Source organism: Modestobacter sp. VKM Ac-2979 (assembly GCF_026967995.1).
Lineage (GTDB): Bacteria > Actinomycetota > Actinomycetes > Mycobacteriales > Geodermatophilaceae > Modestobacter.
Genome location: NZ_JAPVBO010000004.1, coordinates 536254 through 554609, shown reverse-complemented (window position 1 = coordinate 554609; position 18356 = coordinate 536254). Strand labels below are relative to the sequence as shown.

The window sequence follows — 18356 nt, the reverse complement described above, 5'->3', positions numbered from 1 at the left end:
GACGACGATGGCTGACGGCACCAGCTCACCCTCGGGCTCGCCCCCCACGGCGGAGGAGACGGCGGCAGAAGACGCCGCACTGCAGGACGCGCTGGCCGCGGTGCACGCGGCGATCTGGGGCTACGGCGTCGTCGGTGCGGCACTCCCCCCGGAGTCCCGGGACGCCGTGGTCGCGTGCGAGCTGGCGTACCTGGACCTCCGCGACCAGCTCGTCGCCCTGCTGAGCGCCCGGCAGGTCGAGCCGGTCGCCGACGAACCGGGGCACACGCTGCCCTTCCCCGTGCTCTCCCCGGTCGACGCCGCAGCACTCGCGGTCGTGCTGGAGGAGGGCGCGTCCGCGACGTGGACGTGGGTGCTGGACCAGGCGAGCGAGCGCAGCACCCGCGTGCTCGCCGTCGCCGCGCTGAGCGCCGCCGAGCTGCGGGCGGTCGACTGGCGCGCCCTGGCCGGCCGCACCCCACCGACCAGCGCCTTCCCCGGCCTGCCGCAGGCCTAGCCGCCCAGCGCGGCGAGGAAGGCGTCGGCGACCTCGACGGCGACGCTGCTGGACTGCCCTCCCTCGACCAGCACGGCGAACGCGACGTCGCCCTGGGGGCCCCCGAGCTGGTAGCCCATGAACCACCCGTGTGCGTCCAGCGGGGTGTTGGTGCCGTACTCCGCGGTGCCGGTCTTGCCGTACACCTCACCCCGGTCGGCCAGCCCGGTGGCCGTCCCGCCGAGGACCACCTGGCGCATCATCGGCCGCAGCGCGTCCAGGACGGCCGGGTCGGGTCCGGCGGGGGCTGCCCCGGCCGGCTCTCCCCCCACGACCTCCACGGGCACGGCCGGGGTGCCGCTGGCGATGCCGGCGGCCACCAGGGCCAGCTGGGCCGGGCTCATCAGCACCTGGCCCTGGCCGATCGCGTCGGCGGCCTCCGTCGTGCCGGTGCTCGCTGCGGGCACCTCTCCGCTGAAGACGTCGACCGGCAGCTGCCAGTCGGTACCCACCCCGTAGGAGGCGGCCGCGGCGGCGAGCGCACCGTCGGGGAGGGTGAGCGCCTGCTGGATGAAGGTGGTGTTGCAGGACTGGGCGAACGCCTCGGTCATCGGCACCGTGCCGAGGTCGAACTGGTCCTCGTTCTCGAACTCCCGGCCCTCCACGACCGTCGTGGCCGGGCAGGGCACCTGCGTCTCCGGGGTGACCGTGCCGGCGGACAGCAGCGCCGTCGCCGTCATCGTCTTCATGCTCGAACCGGGCGGGAACTGCCCGGTCAGGGCGTTAACCGGGTTGGCCGCCTCGTTGGAGCTGACCGCCAGGAGCTCCCCGGTGCCCGGCCGCACCGCCACCAGGTGGGTGGCCAGCGGCTGGGTGGCCACGGCGGCGTCGGCGGCGTTCTGGACCGCCGGCAGCAGCGGGGTCTGGACCGGGGTGCCCGGCACGGGGTCGACGGTGCCGACGACCCGCCCGGTGTCCTCGAGGGCCTCGTCGGTGCTCACCACCCGCACGGTGAACCCGGGCGTGCCGGCCAGCTGCTCCTGGTGGGCCAGCTGCAGGCCGGACAGGCCCAGCCGGTCCCCGGCGGCGTAGCGCTGCTCGCCGTCGGCGTCGACGGTGTCCTCCAGCACCTCGGCGGTGGCGTCCCCGACCCGGCCCAGCAGGGCGAGCCCGAACCGGGACGTGGGGGCGAGCAACCGGGTGCTGGTCGGGAAGACCGCCCCGGGCAGGTCGTACACCTGCGCGCGGATCGCCTCGAAGTCCGGCCGGCGCAGGGTGATCACCGGGACGAACTGCCCGGCCGGTGCCGCCTGTACGTCGGCGGTGATCTCCTCCGCGGAGATCCCGGTGGCAGCGGAGAGCCCGGCGGCCAGCGCCGGCAGGTCGGTGACCTGAGCGGTGTCCACCCCGACGTCCACCACCTCGGTCTCGGCGAACAGCGGTGCGCCGGTGCCGTCAGTGATCGGTGCGCGCTCCGGCAGCGACCGGGCGAGTTCCAGGTGCTGGCCGTCGGCCAGCTCCGGGTGGACGACGGCCGGCTCGGCGACGACCTCCCAGCCGTCCTCGCCCTCCTGCAGCTCCAGCGTTGCGTCGTAGGTCCAGTCCGGGGCCGCCGCGAGGTCCCAGGTGGCCTGCCAGGTGACGGTCGCCGCGCCGTCCTCGACCTGCACCTCGCCCAGCTCGGAGCTCAGGGTCGCATCGGGCAGGTCGGCGGCGGTCTGCTCGATCAGTGCCCCGGCCGCGGCGGGGTCGGTCGTGCGGTCGGCGGCTGCATCCGCCCGGCCCGCGGCCCAGTCGTCGAGGAAGGCCTGGGCGGCGGCGCGGACGTCGTCGGTGGAGTCGCCGGAGCACCCGCTCAGCAGCGGGGCGAGCACCAGCACCGCGGCGCCCCCGGCCGTCGTCACCCGGCGGGTGGCCCCGCTCCTGCTCCTGGACCCGTGTCGGCTGCGCACCCACCCACCCTGGCAGAAGTCCGCTGCCGATCCGGGACTCCTCGCCGCACCAGCCCCAGGACACACACAGGCCGTTCAGAACAAGATCGAGGCGAAGGTGCCGACCTGCTGGAAGCCGACCCGTTCGTAGGCGGCGCGGGCCGCACGGTTGTAGTCGTTGACGTAGAGACTGACCACCGGCGCGATCGCCGTGCGTGCGTACTCGACCACCGCCGCGGTGCCCCGCTGCCCGATGCCCTGCCCGCGGTGCTGCGGGGAGACCCAGACGCCCTGCACCTGGCAGGCGTCGCGGGAGACGGCGCCGACGTCGGCCTTGAAGAGCACCTCACCGCGCTCGATCCACGCCAGCGAGTGACCCGCGTGGACCATCTCCGCCACCCGGGCGCGGTAGCCGGCGCCGCCGTCGACGCGCAGCGGGCTGACCCCGACCTCCTCGGTGAACATGGCGACGGCGGCCGGCAGCAGGGTGTCCAGCTCCTCGGTCCGGACCGGGCGCACCCGCGGCTCGGCCGGCACCGACGCCGGCCCCGAGATGGCCAGCAGTGGCTGCTGGGCGCGCACCTCCCGTGCCGGGCCCCAGTACGGCGCCAGCAGCTCCCACAGCGGCAGCACCGCCGCCGCCGGGCCCACCACGGTCGAGCACCGTCGCCCGGCCCGCCGGGCCCGGTCGGCGAACGCGGTCGCCGCAGCCCGTTCGGCGCCCGGTCGGGCGAAGGGGATCAGGTTCGCGCCGGCCAGGCAGACGGCCTCCAGCCGGCGACCGGCGTACAGGCCCCACAGCGGCGCGCCCAGGGACGTCGTCGCGGTGCCGTGGGTCTCGACCCGCCCGGCGAGCATGCAGGCGCCGACCGGGTCGGTGGCCAGCAGCTCCCGGACGGCGCCCTCGTCCCCGGCGTCCAGGACCCGGGCGGGCGAGGAACGCAGCACGCGGACCACTGTCCTCGGTCGGCCGGTGTGGGCGGGCGGGTCAGGAGACGGAGACGACCGGCGGACCGGACGGGGTGCCCTCGGCGACCTGCGCCTCGGCGATCCGCATGGCCTCCTCGATCAGCGTCTCCACGATCATCGACTCGGGCACGGTCTTGACGACCTCGCCCTTGACGAAGATCTGCCCCTTGCCGTTGCCGGAGGCGACGCCCAGGTCGGCCTCGCGGGCCTCCCCCGGGCCGTTCACCACGCAGCCCATGACGGCCACCCGCAGCGGCACCTCCATGCCCTCGAGGCCGGCGGTGACCTCGTCGGCGAGCTTGTAGACGTCGACCTGGGCCCGGCCGCAGGAGGGGCAGCTCACGATCTCCAGGCCGCGCTGGCGCAGGTTCAGCGACTCGAGAATCTGGTTGCCGACCTTGACCTCCTCCGCCGGCGGGGCGGAGAGGGAGACCCGGATGGTGTCGCCGATGCCCTGGGACAGCAGCGCGCCGAAGGCGACCGCGGACTTGATGGTGCCCTGGAAGGCGGGGCCGGCCTCGGTCACGCCGAGGTGCAGCGGGTAGTCGCACTGGGCGGCCAGCAGCTCGTAGGCGCGGACCATGACCACCGGGTCGTTGTGCTTCACCGAGATCTTGATGTCGCGGAAGTCGTGCTCCTCGAACAGCGAGCACTCCCACAGCGCCGACTCGACCAGCGCCTCCGGCGTCGCCTTGCCGTACTTGGCCAGCAGGCGCTTGTCCAGCGAGCCGGCGTTCACCCCGATCCGGATCGGGGTGCCGGCGTCCTTGGCCGCCCGGGCGATCTCGCCGACCTTGTCGTCGAACTTCTTGATGTTGCCCGGGTTCACCCGCACGGCGGCGCACCCGGCGTCGATCGCGGCGAACACGTAGCGCGGCTGGAAGTGGATGTCGGCGATCACCGGGATCTGCGACTTCCGGGCGATGATCGGCAGCGCCTCGGCGTCGTCGGTGTCGGGCACCGCGACCCGCACGATCTGGCACCCGGAGGCGGTCAGCTCGGCGATCTGCTGCAGCGTCGCGTTGATGTCGGCGGTCTTGGTGGTGCACATCGACTGGACGCTGACCGGGGAGTCGCTGCCGACCCCGACGCCCCCGACGTCCAGCTGACGGGTCTTCCGGCGCGGAGCGAGGACGGGCGGCGGAGAGGCGGGCATGCCCAGCGAGACGGTCACGGTAGGTCAGTCTCCCACTTACTGCAGGGTGATCGGGTTGACGACGTCGGCGATGACGAGCAGGCCGGACAACAGGATGAACAACCCCGCCACGGCATAGGCGACCGGCATGAGCCGGGCGATGTCGAACGGGCCGGGATCGGGCCGCCCGCGCAGCCGGGCCACGGTCGAGCGGGCCTTCTCGTACAGCGCGCCGGCGACGTGTCCGCCGTCCAGCGGGTAGAGCGGCACGAGGTTGAACAGGAAGAGCACCAGGTTGACGCTGGCCAGCAGCGACACGAAGAAGCTGAGCTTGTCCACGTTGCTGAACTGCTCCAGGGCGAACGCCTCGCCGGAGAGCCGGCTGACCCCGACCAGGCCGATCGGCCCCTCGCGGTCGCGCTCCTCGCCCATGAACGTGGCCCGGAACAGCTGCGGGATGCGCTCGGGGATCTGCACCAGCCGCTGGACCGACTCGACGACCACTGTGCCGAAGTAGCCCGGCAGCGAGCTCAGCGGCTGGCCGACGTACTCCGTCGCGGACTGGACGCCGAGGTACCCGACCTCCTCGGTGCCGTCGGGTTCACCGTCGGAGTCCGGGTCGGTGTAGACGGTGTTCTCGATCGGGGTGACCGTGAGGTCGAGCTGCTCGGGAACGCCCTGGGCGTCCTCGCGGGCGACGGTCAGCGTCAGCGGGGTGCTGGCGCTGGCCTGCACCGTCTCGACCAGCGCCTCCCAGCCGTCGCCCGGCTCCTGGGTGACGGGCTCGCCGTCGATCGCCAGGATCGTGTCCCCGGCCTGCAGCCCGGCCTGTGCGGCAGGGCCGGCCGGCGGCAGCGCACAGTCGGCCGCACCCGCCTCGCAGACCTGCCCCTCGGGCGTGATCGGGACGGTGCAGGGGTCCGCGGCGGCGGCACTGGCGGCCCCGGCGGGCAGCACGCAGTCGGGCACCGCCGCGATCGTGGTGGTGGTCGTCGGCAGGCCGATGCCCACCAGCAGGACCAGGAAGAGCAGCACTGCCAGCACCAGGTTGTGGAAGGGGCCGGCGAACATCACGATCACCCGCTGCCACCACGGCTTGGCGTAGAAGACCCGGCCGCGGTCGGTGGGCAGGACGTCGTTGAGGGCCGCCCCGCGCACCTCGGCGATGAAGCTGCGCATCCGGGTGGCGCGCTTGCTCTCGCCCTCCTCGGCCGGCGGGATCATGCCGACGATCCGGATGTAGCCGCCCAGCGGGATCGCCTTGATCCCGAACTCGGTCTCGCCGCGACGGAAGGACCACACCGTCGTCCCGAAACCGACGAAGAACTGCGGCACCCGCATGCCGAACTTCCGGGCCCAGTAGAAGTGCCCGAACTCGTGGAAGCCGATGCTGAACAGCAGCCCGACGGCGAAGGCGACGATCCCGAGGACCGTCAGGAGGAACCCGCTCAGCTCAAGCTCCGTCTCGGGTTGTCCGCGTCGATGGCGCCGCGAGCGTGCTCCCGGGCCCACTTCTCAGCGGCCAGCACGTCCTCGACGCAGGTGGGTGCGCCGAGGTCCGGCGCGGCGTCGAGGGTACGCGCGATGACCTGCACGATCCCTGGGAACGAGAGGTGTCCGGCGGTGAACGCGGCGACCGCCTCCTCGTTGGCCGCGTTGTAGAGCGCCGGGACGACGCCGCCGGCCTCCCCCGCCTGCCGGGCGAGTCGGACCGCCGGGAACACCTCGGAGTCCAGCGGCTGGAACTCCCAGGTGCTCGCGGCCGACCAGTCCAGCGCGGGCTGCACGTCCGGTAGCCGGTCCGGCCAGGCCAGCGCCAGCGCGATCGGCAGCCGCATGTCCGGCGGGCTGGCCTGGGCGATCGTCGCGCCGTCGGTGAACGTCACCATCGAGTGGACGATCGACTGCGGGTGCACCACGACGTCGATGTCGGCGTACGGGACGCCGAAGAGCAGGTGGGCCTCGATCAGCTCCAGCCCCTTGTTCACCAGGGTCGCGGAGTTGATGGTCACCACCGGGCCCATGTCCCAGGTGGGGTGGGCCAGCGCCTGCTCGCGGGTGACTCCCGCCAGCTCCTCCGCCGTCCGGCCCCGGAAGGGACCGCCGCTGGCGGTGAGCACCAGCCGGGCCACCTCGCCCCGCTGACCCCCGCGCAGGCACTGGGCCAGCGCGGAGTGCTCGGAGTCGACCGGCACCAGCTGGCCCGGGGCGGCCGCCGCCGTCACCAGTGCCCCGCCGGCGACGAGCGACTCCTTGTTCGCCAGCGCCACCGTGCGCCCCGCGGCGAGCGCGGAGAGCGTCGGCCGCAGCCCGATCGACCCGGTGATCCCGTTGAGGACGACGTCGGCCGGACGCGTGGCCAGCTCCTCGGCGGCGCGCGGGCCGGCCAGGATCTCCGGGAGCGCGTACTGACCCTGGGCCCAGCCGCGCTGCTGCGCCGCGGCGTAGAAGGCGAGCTGCAGGTCCTGGGCGGCGGTGGCGCGGGCGATGGCCACGGTGCGCACGCCCAGGGAGAGGGCCTGCTCGGCCAGCAGGGCGACGTCACCCCCACCGGCGGCGAGCCCGGTGACCCGCAGCCGGTCCGGGTTCTGCCGGGCGACGGCGATCGCCTGGCGCCCGATCGACCCGGTGGACCCCAGCACGGTGACCGTGCGGGGTTCGGTGCTGCGCGGCTCACTCATGTCGCTGATCCTGCCGTGCCCCGCCCGTCCACCGCGCGCCGCCGGGCGCCGCCGGGCGCGACGTCACGACACCTCGGTCGACTCCTGACAACGATCCGAGCCCAGGGGTCTGATCTGCACAGTGAGATCACGTCAAGATCTGGACGAATCGGCCAGCAGTTGTCACGCCTTGGGCATTTTCCCGGCGTGTCGTCTCACACAGCTACATCTCGAGTCGTTGCGTGCCGATACTTCTCTCGATGGCTCGGACGTCCGGGCCCCGACCCAGACGGAGAACCTCATGTCCCGCGTGTCCCCGCTCCGCGCCACCGTGGTGACCGGCCTCAGCCTCGGCACCGTGGGCCTCGGCCTCGCTCTCGCCCCGGCCGCCCTGGCCGCCACCACCGAGCTCCCCGCCCTGACCGGCCCCGCGTCGGCCGTGCTCGGCGAGACCATCGCGATCAGCGGCGCCGACTGCGATGCCGCCGGCGCCACCCCGGCCATCGTCTACGTCGACGTCGTCGCCGCCGCGGACCTCGAAGACCCCGATGCAACGGCGGCGCTGAGCCTGGTCGGCAAGCCGGAGAACGGGGCCTGGACCGCCGTTCTCGAGTTCGAAGCCCCCACCGCTCTCGGTGACTACGTCGTCTTCGCCGGCTGTGAGCCGTACGGCGGCACCGTCGACTCCGAGAAGTTCCTCCTCTACCCCGAGTTCGGGTTCACGCTGAAGGCAGCGCCCGTCACGCAGACGCCGGTTACCTCGCCCCCGAGCAACCCGACCACCCCCAGCACCCCGGCCACCGTCGTCCCGACCGGCGAGCTGCGCGGCGAGACCGCGAACACCGTCGGCGTGTCCAGCACCAAGACCGCCGCCACGACCGGCGCCAGCGCCGTCCAGGGCACGAAGATCGTCAAGGTCCTCACCGGCTTCAAGCCCGGGGAGAAGGTCACCGTCACGCTGCACTCGGACCCGCAGACGGTGGGCACCTTCACCGCCGACGGGAACGGCACCGTGACGGCCACCTTCACGCTGCCGGCCGGCACCCCGGCCGGTGAGCACGACCTGGTCTTCGAGGGCGACATGGGCACCTACTTCCAGGAGTCCCTGACGGTCACCGCCGCCAGCTCCGCGGACTCCGACGACCTGGCCTACACCGGCGCGAGCGTCGCCCTGCCGCTGTCGCTGGGTGGCGGGCTGCTCGTCGCCGGCGCAGGTGCGCTCTACGCCCTCCGGCGCCGTCCGGCGGGGGCCGAGCAGGCCTGAGCATGACCCTTCCGCACGACGTGGACGCCGGCCAGGAGACTCCTGGCCGGCGTCCGCCGCGTTCCCGCACACGTGCGCGGCGCTGGGCGCTCGTCGTCCTCTCCGTCCTCGCCCTGCTGGTGGTCGCCCTGGGTGCGGACGCAGCCGTGCTCGCCGGCCGGTTGGAGCAGGTCGACGTCGACCTGTCCGACGGCCCCGGGGACGCCGACGGGCGGACCTGGGTCCTCGTCGGACTCGACTCGCGCACGAATCTCCCCACCGACGCCGCCAGCGATGCCTTCGGCACACCTGAGGACGTCCCCGGCAGCCGTGCGGACGTGGTCGTGGTGGTCCACCAGACCGACGCCGGCGCCACCGTGTTCTCGGTGCCGCGCGACGTGGTGGTGCGCACCGACCGACGTCCCGGTCGACTCGCACTCACCTGGTTGCGCGGACCACAGGCCACCGTCGAGGGACTGTGCCAGCTCGGCATCCCCACCGACCACCTCCTGACCGTGGACCTGGGCGGCTTCGCCGCGGTGGTCGACGCCGCCGGCGGCCTGGACGTCGACGTCCCCGAGCCGGTCCGCGACCAGCCCGCCGGGCTCGAGCTCACCCGTTCCGGCCACCAGCACGTGGACGGCGCCACCGCCCTGGCCCTCGTGCGCTCCCGGCACCCCGAGCACCTGGTCGACGGGGAGTGGGTGCCGGCGCCCGCAGCCCCCGACGGCCGCGCCACCGCCGCCGGCAGCGTGCTCGCTGCCCTGATGGACCAGGTCCGCGCCACGACGCCGCGACCATGGCGCCTGCAGTCGGTCGCCTGGGCGGCCTCCGCGGCCATCGCCACCGATCCGGACACCTCCGTCGGGGAGCTCACCTCACTGGCCCGCGCAGACGTGGCCGACGTACGGGTCCTCCCGGTCGGCGACCCGGTCGGCGGCACGATCGCCCGGCTGCCCACGGCGGACACCACGGCCGCGATCGCGTCGGCCGGGCTCTCGTGCAGCCGCTGACCGAGCACGCGCGTCGCGCCACGACCGCGCCGAGCGGGTGGAGCGCACCGGGGCCTGGCAAGATGGGCGCCGTGAGTGAGCACAGTGGCCGGGGCCAGGGGCAGCAGACGAGCGCCAGGGTGGTCGAGCAGTCCGCCCGTGAGGAGGGCATCGTCCGCGCGGGGTCGACACCCGTCCACGACGAGCACCCTGCGGACTGGGGGTGGCACGCCGAGTCGGGCCGGGTCGGCCGGATCACCGGCTGGCTGATGGTGCTGGGCCTGCTGGCCCTGCTGTTCGGCAACCACGACGGCCAGGTCGAGAACCTGTGGATCCTCGGGTTCGTGCTCACGCTCGTGGTCATGCTGCTGTGGGACATCCGCCGGCGGAAGAACGCCTGGCGCTCCCGCTAGCGCCCCGGCCGCCGATCTGCGGCCCGCGATCTCGACAGAGGCCGTCTCCCCTCGGGGGAGGCGGCCTCCGTCGTACCTGCGGTCCTCCCCACCCAGACCTCACTGGACAGAGATGACGGTGGATGACTCCATCTCGGGCAATGTCGACTCCTCCTGCGGTGGACAGTTCGGACAGAGGATGTGCACATCTGACCGACTCGTCCGCGTGTCGCACAGAAAACTGCCAGCCAGGAAGTCGGGTCGGCTAGAAAGTGCGCAACGGACCCGCAAAGCCCGGGCCGACACACACACGGAGGAACCCCGATGAGCCGCCTGTCCCGCACCCGCGTCGCCGTCGTGACCGGTCTGACCCTCGGCACGGCCTCCGCGGGCCTCCTCCTCGCCCCCGCCGCGCTCGCCGCGCCTGCCGCGCCGTCCGTCGCGCCGTCGAGCACGCTCGCCCCCGGTGCCACCTTCACCATCTCCGGCGCCGACTGCACCCAGGCCTCCGACACCGACGCAGAGCCCATGGCCGTCATCACGCCCGACAGCGACGACCCCGGCTGGGGCGACGGCGGCCCGGTCAACGCCGACGGCACCTGGACCCTCGAGCTGGACGCACCCGCCGAGGTGGGCACCTACTCGTACCGGCTGTTCTGCGACCAGTACACGACCGACTTCCAGTACCCGAACGTGACCATCACGGTCACCGCCGACGGCAAGCCCGCCCCCGCCCCCGCCCCGGCCGCCTTCGTGCCGGGAGCGACGCCGAACACGCCGGGCATCTCCGTCACCAAGAACAGCACCACCAGCAACGTGGCGAAGCCGGGCCAGCAGATCACCCACGTGCTCAAGGGCTTCAAGCCCAACGAGAAGGTCACCCTGGTCCTGCACTCCACCCCGGTGACCCTGGGTGTCTTCACCGCCGACGCCAACGGCGTGCTGACCGCGACCTACACGCTCCCCGCCGGGACGACGCTGGCCAACCACACCCTGGCCTTCGACGGCGACGCCGGGAGCCACTACGAGATCGCCCTCACGCTGACCGCGGACGGCAAGGCGCTCGCCTACACCGGCGCCAGCGTCACCCTGCCGCTGGTCGCGGGCACCGTGCTCGTCGGCGCCGGCGCCGGCGCCCTGGTCCTCAGCCGCCGCCGCACCGCGGGAGCCACGCAGGCCTGACACGACCCCCAGCACCACGACGGACGCCGGCCAGGACCTCCCTGGCCGGCGTCCGCTGCGTTCCCGGGTCGACGAGGTGGCGGCGGACGCCGGGACGTCGTGCCAGCGCTGAGCCGGCGTCAGCTGACGGCCACGCCGATCGCGCTGCCGATGAGGTAGGTCGCGCCGGCGGCCAACGCCCCGAACAGCAGCTGGCGCAGGGCTGACCACCACCACGGCCGCGGGGTGAAGCGCGAGGACAGCGCACCGGCGACCGCCAGGCCCACCCCGCCGCACACCAGCGCCACCCACAGCAGGTCCAGCCCGAACAGGTAGGGCAACAACGGCACGGCCGCGCCGACCGAGAACGTCACGAACGAGGAGACCGCAGCCACCTTCGGCGACGGGGTGTCCTCCGGACTCAGCCCCATCTCCGCGACGACGTGCAGCCGCAGCGCCGTCTCCGGGTCCCGGGACAGCTGCACCGACACCCGCTCGGCGAGGTCGTCGTCCACCCCGCCGGCGCGCAGCAGCGCGACCAGCTCGTGCCGCTCCCCCTCGGGGTTGCGTTCCAGTTCCCCGCGCTCCTTGGCGACCTCGAGCTCGAGCTGCTCGTTCTGGGTGGTCACCGACGTGTACTCGCCCAGCGCCATCGAGATGGCCCCGGCGACGAGGCTGGCGACGCCGGAGAGCACGACCGTCTGCGCCGCGGCACCGCCGGCGCCGACCCCGGCCACGAGGGCCGTGTTGGTCACCAGACCGTCCATCGCGCCGAAGACGGCCGCCCGCAGCCAGCCGCCGGAGACGTCGGCGTGACTGTGCTCGTGCGCCTCCGCGTCGGGGGACACGGTCAGCCCTGGTCCGACTCGGCTCCCAGCGGGACGGCGTCCTCGACGGTGGGGACCGGGACGGCGACGCTCGGCACCCCGTCGACCTGGTCGGCGGCGGCCAGCTGACCGCAGGCGCCGTCGATGTCCGAACCGCGGGTGTCGCGGACCGTGGTCGGGACGCCGGCGGCGCGCAGCCGGGCGACGAACTCCCGCTGCGCAGGCAGCGGGCTGGCGTCCCACTTGCTGCCCGGGGTCGGGTTGAGCGGGATGAGGTTCACGTGCGCCAGCCGCTTCGCCAGCAGCTTCCCGAGCAGGTCGGCCCGGAACGGCTGGTCGTTGATGTCCCGGATGAGCGCGTACTCGATCGAGTACCGGCGACCGGTGCGGCGGGCGAAGTCGTCGGCGGCGCCCAGCACCTCGTCGACCTTCCAGCGGGTGTTGATCGGCACCAGTTCGTCGCGCAGCTCGTCGTCGGGCGCGTGCAGGCTGACCGCCAGGGTGACGTTGAGCCCCTCCTCGGTGAGCTTGCGGATCGCCGGGACCACGCCGACCGTCGAGACGGTCACCGAGCGCTGGGCCAGGCCCAGCCCGTGCGGTGCCGGGGTCAGCAGTGCGTCGAGCGTCTTGCGCACCCGGGCGTAGTTGGCCAGTGGCTCCCCCATGCCCATGAAGACGACGTTGGACAGCCGACCGGGCCCGCCGGGGATCTCGCCGTTGGCCATCGCCGCGGCCGCCGCGACCGCCTGCCCGATGATCTCTGCCGCGGAGAGGTTGCGGGTCAGGCCGCTCTGGCCGGTCGCGCAGAACGGGCAGGCCATGCCACAGCCGGCCTGGCTGGAGATGCAGACGGTGGCGCGCTCGGGGTAGCGCATGAGCACGCTCTCCACCAGGGCCCCGTCGTGCAGGCGCCACAGCGTCTTGCGGGTGCGGCCTCCGTCGGCCGACTGGTGCCGGACCGGGGTCAGCAGCCCCGGCAGCAGCGCCTCGGCCAGCTCCGCGCGCGACGCGGCCGGCAGGTCGGTCATCTGCTCCGGATCGGTCACCCCGGCGTAGAAGTGCCGGGCCAGCTGGTCGGCCCGGAACGCCGGCTGACCCAGCTCGACGGCCGCCGCGCGGGCCTCCGCCCGGGTCAGGTCGGCGAGGTGCCGAGGCGGCTTGGTGCGGCGGGGGGCCTCGAAGACCAGGGGCAAGACAGTCATGACGAGGTCCATGCTCCCACCACCGGGCCGCTGGGGGTGGCTCAGCGGGGGTGAGATGGCTCCCGGGGAGGAGTCCGGGGAGGCGCCGCGCCCCCGTCAGCTCCGGCCGCGGGCCTCGGCCGGCGTCGCCGACGGGTCGGGTGCGCCGGACGGCGTGGACGTCGGGGTGGGCGACGGCGAGGGCGTGGGCGTGGGCGTCGGCGTCGGCGTCGGCGTCGGGCTGGGGGCGGGGGTCTCCTCGGGGGCGACGACCGGCGGGACCACCTCGCCATCGCCGGACGGTCCGTCCCCGGAGCCGTCGGGGACCTCTGCGTCGCCGCCGGGGTCGGTGGCGTCGGGATCCGGGCCCTCGGGACCGGGGGCCTGCGGATCGGGGTCCACCGGCGCGCACGCCGGGACCGTGACGGGGGCGTCGGGGTCGGTGCCCTCGTCCGGGGTCTGGCCGTCCTCGGGCACGGTGGCCGGGCAGTCGCCGTCCGGCACCGTCGGGTTCCTGACCGGGTCGATGGGCGTCGGGCCGATCGGGGCAGGGTCGACCGGGGCAGGGTCGACCGGGGCAGGGTCGACCGGGGCAGGGTCGACCGGAGCCGGGTCGATCGGAGGGGGGTCGACCGGAGCGGGGTCGACCGCCGGAGGGCCCGGCACAGGCTGCACGGGGGAGCCCGCGGGCTCGCGCGACTGCACGTCGGCCCGCGGCGCCGCCACCACCCGGAACGTGCGGCCCCGGGCCGACGAGGTGGCCACTGGGATCGATGCGACCCGGAGGTCAGGTGTCGCTGCCGCGCTCGGCGGCCCGGCCGGGGCCGTGGCGGGCGGGGTGTCCACGTCGCCGGCGCCGGCGCCGAGTGCAGGCAGCCCGTTCACGCGGGGCGCGGGCGACCGGTTCGCCGTCGTCGGCGCAGCCCGCTCGTCGGCGTCCCGCTGTACTGCCGCGACCGAGGGGCCCGCGCCGTCCGAACCGCCGGGCAGGGTGAAGCCGGCCACGACACCGGCGACGACGAGCACCGCCGCCGGGAGGAGCACGCGGTACCGCCGCCGACCAGCAGCAGCCGGCGGCGTGCGGACGGCGGGGAGGGTGCCAGCGGGCCCGATGTCGCGTGCGCCGGCATCGGTGGGCGCGGGCAGCGCCTCCGCCGCCTCGATGTCGGCAGCCCAGGCGGCGAGCTGCGCCTGGCGCTCCCGCTCGGCGATGCGCTCGGCCGCCTCCAGTTCGGCCAGGGCAGCGACCAGCTCGGCGGACGCCCCCGGGATCAGGTGCTGCAGGTCGGGCCGCAGCGGAGGCTCGGACGCCGTCGCCGGCTCGGGGAAGGCGTTCGCAGACGGCCGCGCAGGCGCTGCCACGGGTGCGGCATCGACCCACTGCGGCAGCCAGGCCTCGTCCCACGGAGCAGCGTCGGACGGCGACTGATCGGTGAGGTCGTGTTCGGCCGGTGCGCGGTCCGCCGACTCGTCGATCGTCGCTCGGTCCAGCTCCGGCACCTCGGCCTCCGGCACCTCGACCACGGGAGCCTCGGCCGCCGGCCCCTCGACCCCGGGGGCCTCGGCCTCCGACTCCTCGGTCGCCGGCCACTCGGTCGCCGCGTCGCTGGCCGTGGGAGCGCCACGCTCGGGGCCCGCCGCGACCGGCTCGTCCGCGCCGCCCGCCGGCACGGGCGCCGCAGACGCCTGCTCCTGCAACGACTCGTCACCTCGCGGTGGGCCCGACGCCACGGCCGCTCCTCCCCGGCCGGCCGCCGTCTCGGCCACCGTTCGCGGCCGAGCCCGGACACCAGACCCGAACGGCCATGCTGCCGGAGAGGAGCGCGCCCATCCGGTAGGCGCGGCGTGATCGCCCGGTCACACTGCGCTCGGCCTCGCCGATCAGCCGCGCTCGCGCACCACGCTGAGATCGGCGTGCTCCCGGACCCAGGCGTGCATCGCGATCCCTGCCGCGACCCCGGCGTTCAGCGACCGCGTCGAGCCGAACTGGGCGATCGACACCGTGAGTGCGGCGCCGTCCCGGGCGGCTGGGGAGAGCCCGGGACCCTCCTGCCCGAACAGCAGGACGCAGCGGCGCGGCAAGGAGACGGTCTCCAGCGGAACGGCGCCGGGGCCGTTGTCCACCGCCACCACCGTCAGGTCCTCGGCCGCTGCGAACCCCAGCAGCCCGGTCACCTCCGGGTGGTGGCGCAGGTGCTGGTAGCGGTCGGTGACCATGGCGCCCCGCCGGTTCCACCGGCGCCGGCCGACCACGTGCACCTCCGCCGCCAGGAAGGCGTTGGCGGTGCGCACGACCGTGCCGATGTTCAGGTCGTGCTCGAAGTTCTCGATGGCGACGTGGAACGGGTGCCGCCGTCGGTCCAGGTCGGCGACCACCGCCTCCAGCCGCCAGTACCGGTAGCGGTCCACCACGTTGCGCCGATCGCCCTCGGCGAGCAGCTCGCGGTCGTACCGCGGATCGGTCGGCCAGGCACCGACCCACGGGCCGACGCCGACCGACCCACCCCACTCGGTCGGCCCGGGCACCTCGTCGTCCGTGAGCCCGTCGTCCGTGGGCTCGCCGTCTGTCGGCCGGGCGTCCGTCGCCTGGCCCGTCCCGTCCGTCACCGCCGCGGGCTCAGACCGGCGCGACCATCGACAGGATCAGCCACGCGACCGCGGCCGAGGGGAGCAGGGAGTCCATCCGGTCCATCAGACCGCCGTGGCCGGGCAGCAGGTCGCCCATGTCCTTGATCCCCAGGTCCCGCTTGATCAGGGACTCCCCCAGGTCGCCCAGGGTCGCGGTGACCGCGATGGCGACCCCGAAGAGCACGCCACCCCACCACGGACCGTCGAAGACCAGCGTGATCAGCAGCGTGCCGATGAGCACGCAGGCCGCGACCGACCCGGCCAGCCCCTCCCAGGACTTCTTCGGACTGACCGTGCGGGCCAGCGGGTGCTTCCCGAACAGCACGCCCGCAGCGAAGCCGCCCACGTCACTGCAGACCACCGTGCCGATGAACGTCAGCACCCGGGCGGCACCGTCGTCGGGTGCGAGGAGCAGGACGGCGAACCCGGCCAGCAGCGGTACGTAGAGGGCGACGAAGACCGCGGCCGACGCATCGCGCAGGTAACCGACCGGGCCGTCGCCCAGCCGCCAGAGCAGCACGGCGAAGACGGTGAGCAGGAAGGCGATGACCAGCCCCGAGGGGCCACGCGTCCAGGCCAGGGCCGCCATCACGACCGCCCCCACCAGCACAGGCGTGCGCGGTGGCCGGTGACCGCCCTTCTCCAGCGCCCCGCTGAGCTCGACGACGCTGATCAGGACGGCGGCGGTGACGACGGCGAGGAAGGAGGGCCGCCAGAGCAGCAGCGTGGCGAAGACCACCGCTCCGAGCGCCAGCCCGACTCCGACCGCGGCGGCCATGTCCCGCCCGGCCCGCCCGACGGCCCGCGGTGCGCCACTCGGGGTGTCCTGCGGGGGCTCTCCGGTGACCTCGGCACCCAGGGCATCGGGCACCGCGGTGAGCGGGGCGTCGGCGGGCGCCTCCTCGTGGCCGGCTTCCCGATCCCGCGCCTCGACCGCCGGCCCGCCCGGCATCAGCGGCACGGCGTCGGCGCCCTCGTCGTCCCGGCGCAGCTCGTTGGTCTCCGGCCCCGCGACCGGCCCGGGGCGCGCCCCGCGGGGCGCGACCGCGGGTCGCGGCGGCACCGGCGGCTGGTCGATCCGGACCAGCGGTCCGGTGTCGGGGTCCTGGCGTGCTGCCGCCCCCTCCCCCTTGCCGCCCGGGCCGTCGGCGATCCCGGCCCGGCTGCGGGCAGGCTGACGGCCCGAGCCGAGGGGCTCGGGGCGGTGCGGGTCGCGGGTCACGGCAGCGTCCGGAGGTCGACTCAGACGTCCAGGAGCTCGGTCTCCTTGTTCTTCATCGCGTCGTCGATGCTGGCGACGTGTGCCGCGGTGAGGTCGTCGAGCTCCTTCTCCGCGCGACGCACGTCGTCCTCGCCCGCCTCACCGTCCTTGTTGATCCGGTCCAGCTCCTCCTTGGCGCGGCGACGCACGTTGCGGATCGAGACCTTGGCGTCCTCGCCCTTCGACCGGGCCATCTTCACCAGGTCGCGGCGGCGCTCCTCGGTCAGCTGGGGGAAGACCACCCGGATCAGCGACCCGTCGTTGGTGGGGTTCACGCCCAGGTCCGAGTTGCGGATCGACTTCTCGATCGCCTGCAGCTGGGTGGCGTCGTAGGGCTTGATGACCGCCATCCGCGCCTCCGGCACGGTGATCGAGGCCATCTGCGGCACCGGGGTCAGCGCGCCGTAGTAGTCGACGAAGATCTTGTTGAACATGGACGGCGCGGCGCGGCCGGTGCGAACGGAACCGAGGTCCTCGCGAGCGACCGACAGGGCCTTGTCCATCCGCTCCTCGGCGTCGAGCAGGGTGTCGTCGATCACGGGTCTTCTCCTCCTGCGGCAGCTGCCGGGGTCTGTGCGGTCTGCGGGTGGGGCGGTGCCCGGCGTGCGCCGCCCCGATCGACGTCCGGCCCGGTCAGGGCCGGGCGCTGATCAACGTGCCGATCCTCTCACCTGCCACCGCGCGGGCGATGTTGCCGTCGCGCAACAGGTTGAACACGACGATCGGCATCTGGTTGTCCATGCAGAGGCTGATGGCCGTGGCGTCGGCGACCTTGAGCTGCTTGGCCAGCACCGTGCCGTAGTCCAGGTCGGAGTACATCGTGGCCGCGGCGTTGGTGCGCGGGTCGTCGTCGTAGACGCCGTCGACGCCGTTCTTGGCCATCAGCAGCACCTGGCACTCGATCTCCAGAGCCCGCTGCGCGGCGACCGTGTCGGTCGAGAAGTACGGCATCCCGGCGCCGGCTCCGAAGATGACGAGCCGCCCCTTCTCCATGTGCCGCATCGCCTTGCGCGGGATGTAGGGCTCGGCGACCTGCCCCATGGTGATGGCCGTCTGCACCCGGGTCTCGAGCCCGGCCTTCTCGCAGAAGTCCTGCAGGGCCAGGCAGTTCATCACCGTGCCGAGCATGCCCATGTAGTCGGCGTGACCGCGGTCCATGCCGGCCTGGGAGAGCTCCGCGCCACGGAAGAAGTTGCCGCCGCCGACGACGACCGCGACCTGGGTGCCGGAGCCGACCACGGCGGCCAGCTGCTCGGCGATGGTGCGGATGATCACCGGGTCGACCCCGACCTTGCCGCCACCGAAGGCCTCACCGGAGAGCTTCAGCAGGACCCGGCTGTAGCCGGACCCGTCCAGCGGGGCGAAGGCGGTGGGCGCGGACTTCAGAGCGGTCACGGGCGTTCCTCGGTTCGGTGTCGGTTGGATCGATCCTGCCGCATCCGGCGGGCGTGCGCGGGGGCCCCGGCGGGTCCGGACAGGCCACCGGCCCCGTCCTGGTGAG

The 18356-nt window shown here is 74.1% G+C and carries 17 protein-coding genes; 5 read left to right on the top strand and 12 right to left on the bottom strand.

Annotated features, from left to right (window positions below; all coding sequences use genetic code 11):
* Window positions 1–7 precede the first annotated feature (7 nt).
* Complete coding sequence (locus O2W15_RS14685; protein WP_269179926.1) at window positions 8–496, top strand: ferritin-like domain-containing protein; 489 nt, start codon at window positions 8–10, stop codon at window positions 494–496.
* Here the strand turns inward: O2W15_RS14685 and O2W15_RS14680 are convergent.
* The 5 genes from O2W15_RS14680 to dxr all read right to left on the bottom strand — a co-directional run bounded on the left by O2W15_RS14680 (window position 493) and on the right by dxr (window position 7191).
* Complete coding sequence (locus O2W15_RS14680; RefSeq protein WP_269179925.1) at window positions 493–2427, bottom strand: penicillin-binding transpeptidase domain-containing protein; 1935 nt, start codon at window positions 2425–2427, stop codon at window positions 493–495. The two genes, O2W15_RS14685 and O2W15_RS14680, sit on opposite strands and share 4 nt — an antisense overlap.
* A gap of 75 nt (window positions 2428–2502) precedes the next feature.
* On the bottom strand, window positions 2503–3354 hold the full coding sequence (locus O2W15_RS14675) for a GNAT family N-acetyltransferase (protein ID WP_269165242.1): 852 nt from the start codon (window positions 3352–3354) through the stop codon (window positions 2503–2505).
* A gap of 40 nt (window positions 3355–3394) precedes the next feature.
* Window positions 3395–4549, bottom strand: a complete 1155-nt coding sequence (gene ispG / locus O2W15_RS14670) for a flavodoxin-dependent (E)-4-hydroxy-3-methylbut-2-enyl-diphosphate synthase (RefSeq protein WP_036339862.1) — start codon at window positions 4547–4549, stop codon at window positions 3395–3397.
* Window positions 4550–4567: 18 nt separating this feature from the next.
* Window positions 4568–6022: a M50 family metallopeptidase gene (locus tag O2W15_RS14665; RefSeq protein WP_269179924.1), complete on the bottom strand. Its 1455-nt coding sequence runs from the start codon at window positions 6020–6022 to the stop codon at window positions 4568–4570.
* Window positions 5959–7191, bottom strand: coding sequence for a 1-deoxy-D-xylulose-5-phosphate reductoisomerase (gene dxr, locus O2W15_RS14660; protein ID WP_269179923.1), 1233 nt, complete (start codon window positions 7189–7191; stop codon window positions 5959–5961). The genes O2W15_RS14665 and dxr overlap by 64 nt, the downstream gene beginning before the upstream one ends.
* A gap of 280 nt (window positions 7192–7471) precedes the next feature.
* Between dxr and O2W15_RS14655 the strand changes: the two genes are divergently transcribed.
* From O2W15_RS14655 to O2W15_RS14640, 4 genes are all read left to right on the top strand, one after another.
* The gene (locus O2W15_RS14655; RefSeq protein ID WP_269179922.1) at window positions 7472–8434 is read left to right on the top strand and encodes a hypothetical protein; all 963 of its coding nucleotides are present in this window, start codon (window positions 7472–7474) and stop codon (window positions 8432–8434) included.
* A gap of 2 nt (window positions 8435–8436) precedes the next feature.
* Window positions 8437–9426, top strand: a complete 990-nt coding sequence (locus O2W15_RS14650; RefSeq protein ID WP_269179921.1) for an LCP family protein — start codon at window positions 8437–8439, stop codon at window positions 9424–9426.
* Window positions 9427–9497: 71 nt separating this feature from the next.
* The gene (locus O2W15_RS14645; protein WP_269179920.1) at window positions 9498–9818 is read left to right on the top strand and encodes a DUF2631 domain-containing protein; all 321 of its coding nucleotides are present in this window, start codon (window positions 9498–9500) and stop codon (window positions 9816–9818) included.
* A gap of 303 nt (window positions 9819–10121) precedes the next feature.
* On the top strand, window positions 10122–10979 hold the full coding sequence (locus O2W15_RS14640; RefSeq protein ID WP_269165248.1) for a hypothetical protein: 858 nt from the start codon (window positions 10122–10124) through the stop codon (window positions 10977–10979).
* Between the two features lie 119 nt (window positions 10980–11098).
* Here the strand turns inward: O2W15_RS14640 and O2W15_RS14635 are convergent, their stop codons facing one another.
* The 7 genes from O2W15_RS14635 to pyrH form a co-directional block, all read right to left on the bottom strand.
* A complete protein-coding gene (locus O2W15_RS14635; RefSeq protein WP_269165249.1) occupies window positions 11099–11806 on the bottom strand; it encodes a VIT1/CCC1 transporter family protein in 708 nt (235 codons plus the stop codon).
* A 2-nt stretch (window positions 11807–11808) separates the two neighbouring features.
* A complete protein-coding gene (gene rlmN, locus O2W15_RS14630) occupies window positions 11809–12987 on the bottom strand; it encodes a 23S rRNA (adenine(2503)-C(2))-methyltransferase RlmN (protein WP_269165250.1) in 1179 nt (392 codons plus the stop codon).
* A 96-nt stretch (window positions 12988–13083) separates the two neighbouring features.
* The gene (locus tag O2W15_RS14625) at window positions 13084–14697 is read right to left on the bottom strand and encodes a hypothetical protein (protein ID WP_269179919.1); all 1614 of its coding nucleotides are present in this window, start codon (window positions 14695–14697) and stop codon (window positions 13084–13086) included.
* A 150-nt stretch (window positions 14698–14847) separates the two neighbouring features.
* On the bottom strand, window positions 14848–15492 hold the full coding sequence (locus tag O2W15_RS14620; RefSeq protein WP_269179918.1) for a TrmH family RNA methyltransferase: 645 nt from the start codon (window positions 15490–15492) through the stop codon (window positions 14848–14850).
* Between the two features lie 91 nt (window positions 15493–15583).
* On the bottom strand, window positions 15584–16816 hold the full coding sequence (locus O2W15_RS14615) for a phosphatidate cytidylyltransferase (protein WP_269179917.1): 1233 nt from the start codon (window positions 16814–16816) through the stop codon (window positions 15584–15586).
* 20 nt (window positions 16817–16836) lie between these two features.
* Window positions 16837–17394 carry a ribosome recycling factor gene (gene frr, locus O2W15_RS14610; protein WP_269179916.1) on the bottom strand — a complete coding sequence of 186 codons (558 nt, stop codon included), beginning with the start codon at window positions 17392–17394 and terminating at the stop codon, window positions 16837–16839.
* Between the two features lie 94 nt (window positions 17395–17488).
* Window positions 17489–18250, bottom strand: coding sequence for a UMP kinase (gene pyrH, locus O2W15_RS14605; protein ID WP_269165254.1), 762 nt, complete (start codon window positions 18248–18250; stop codon window positions 17489–17491).
* Window positions 18251–18356: the final 106 nt, after the last annotated feature.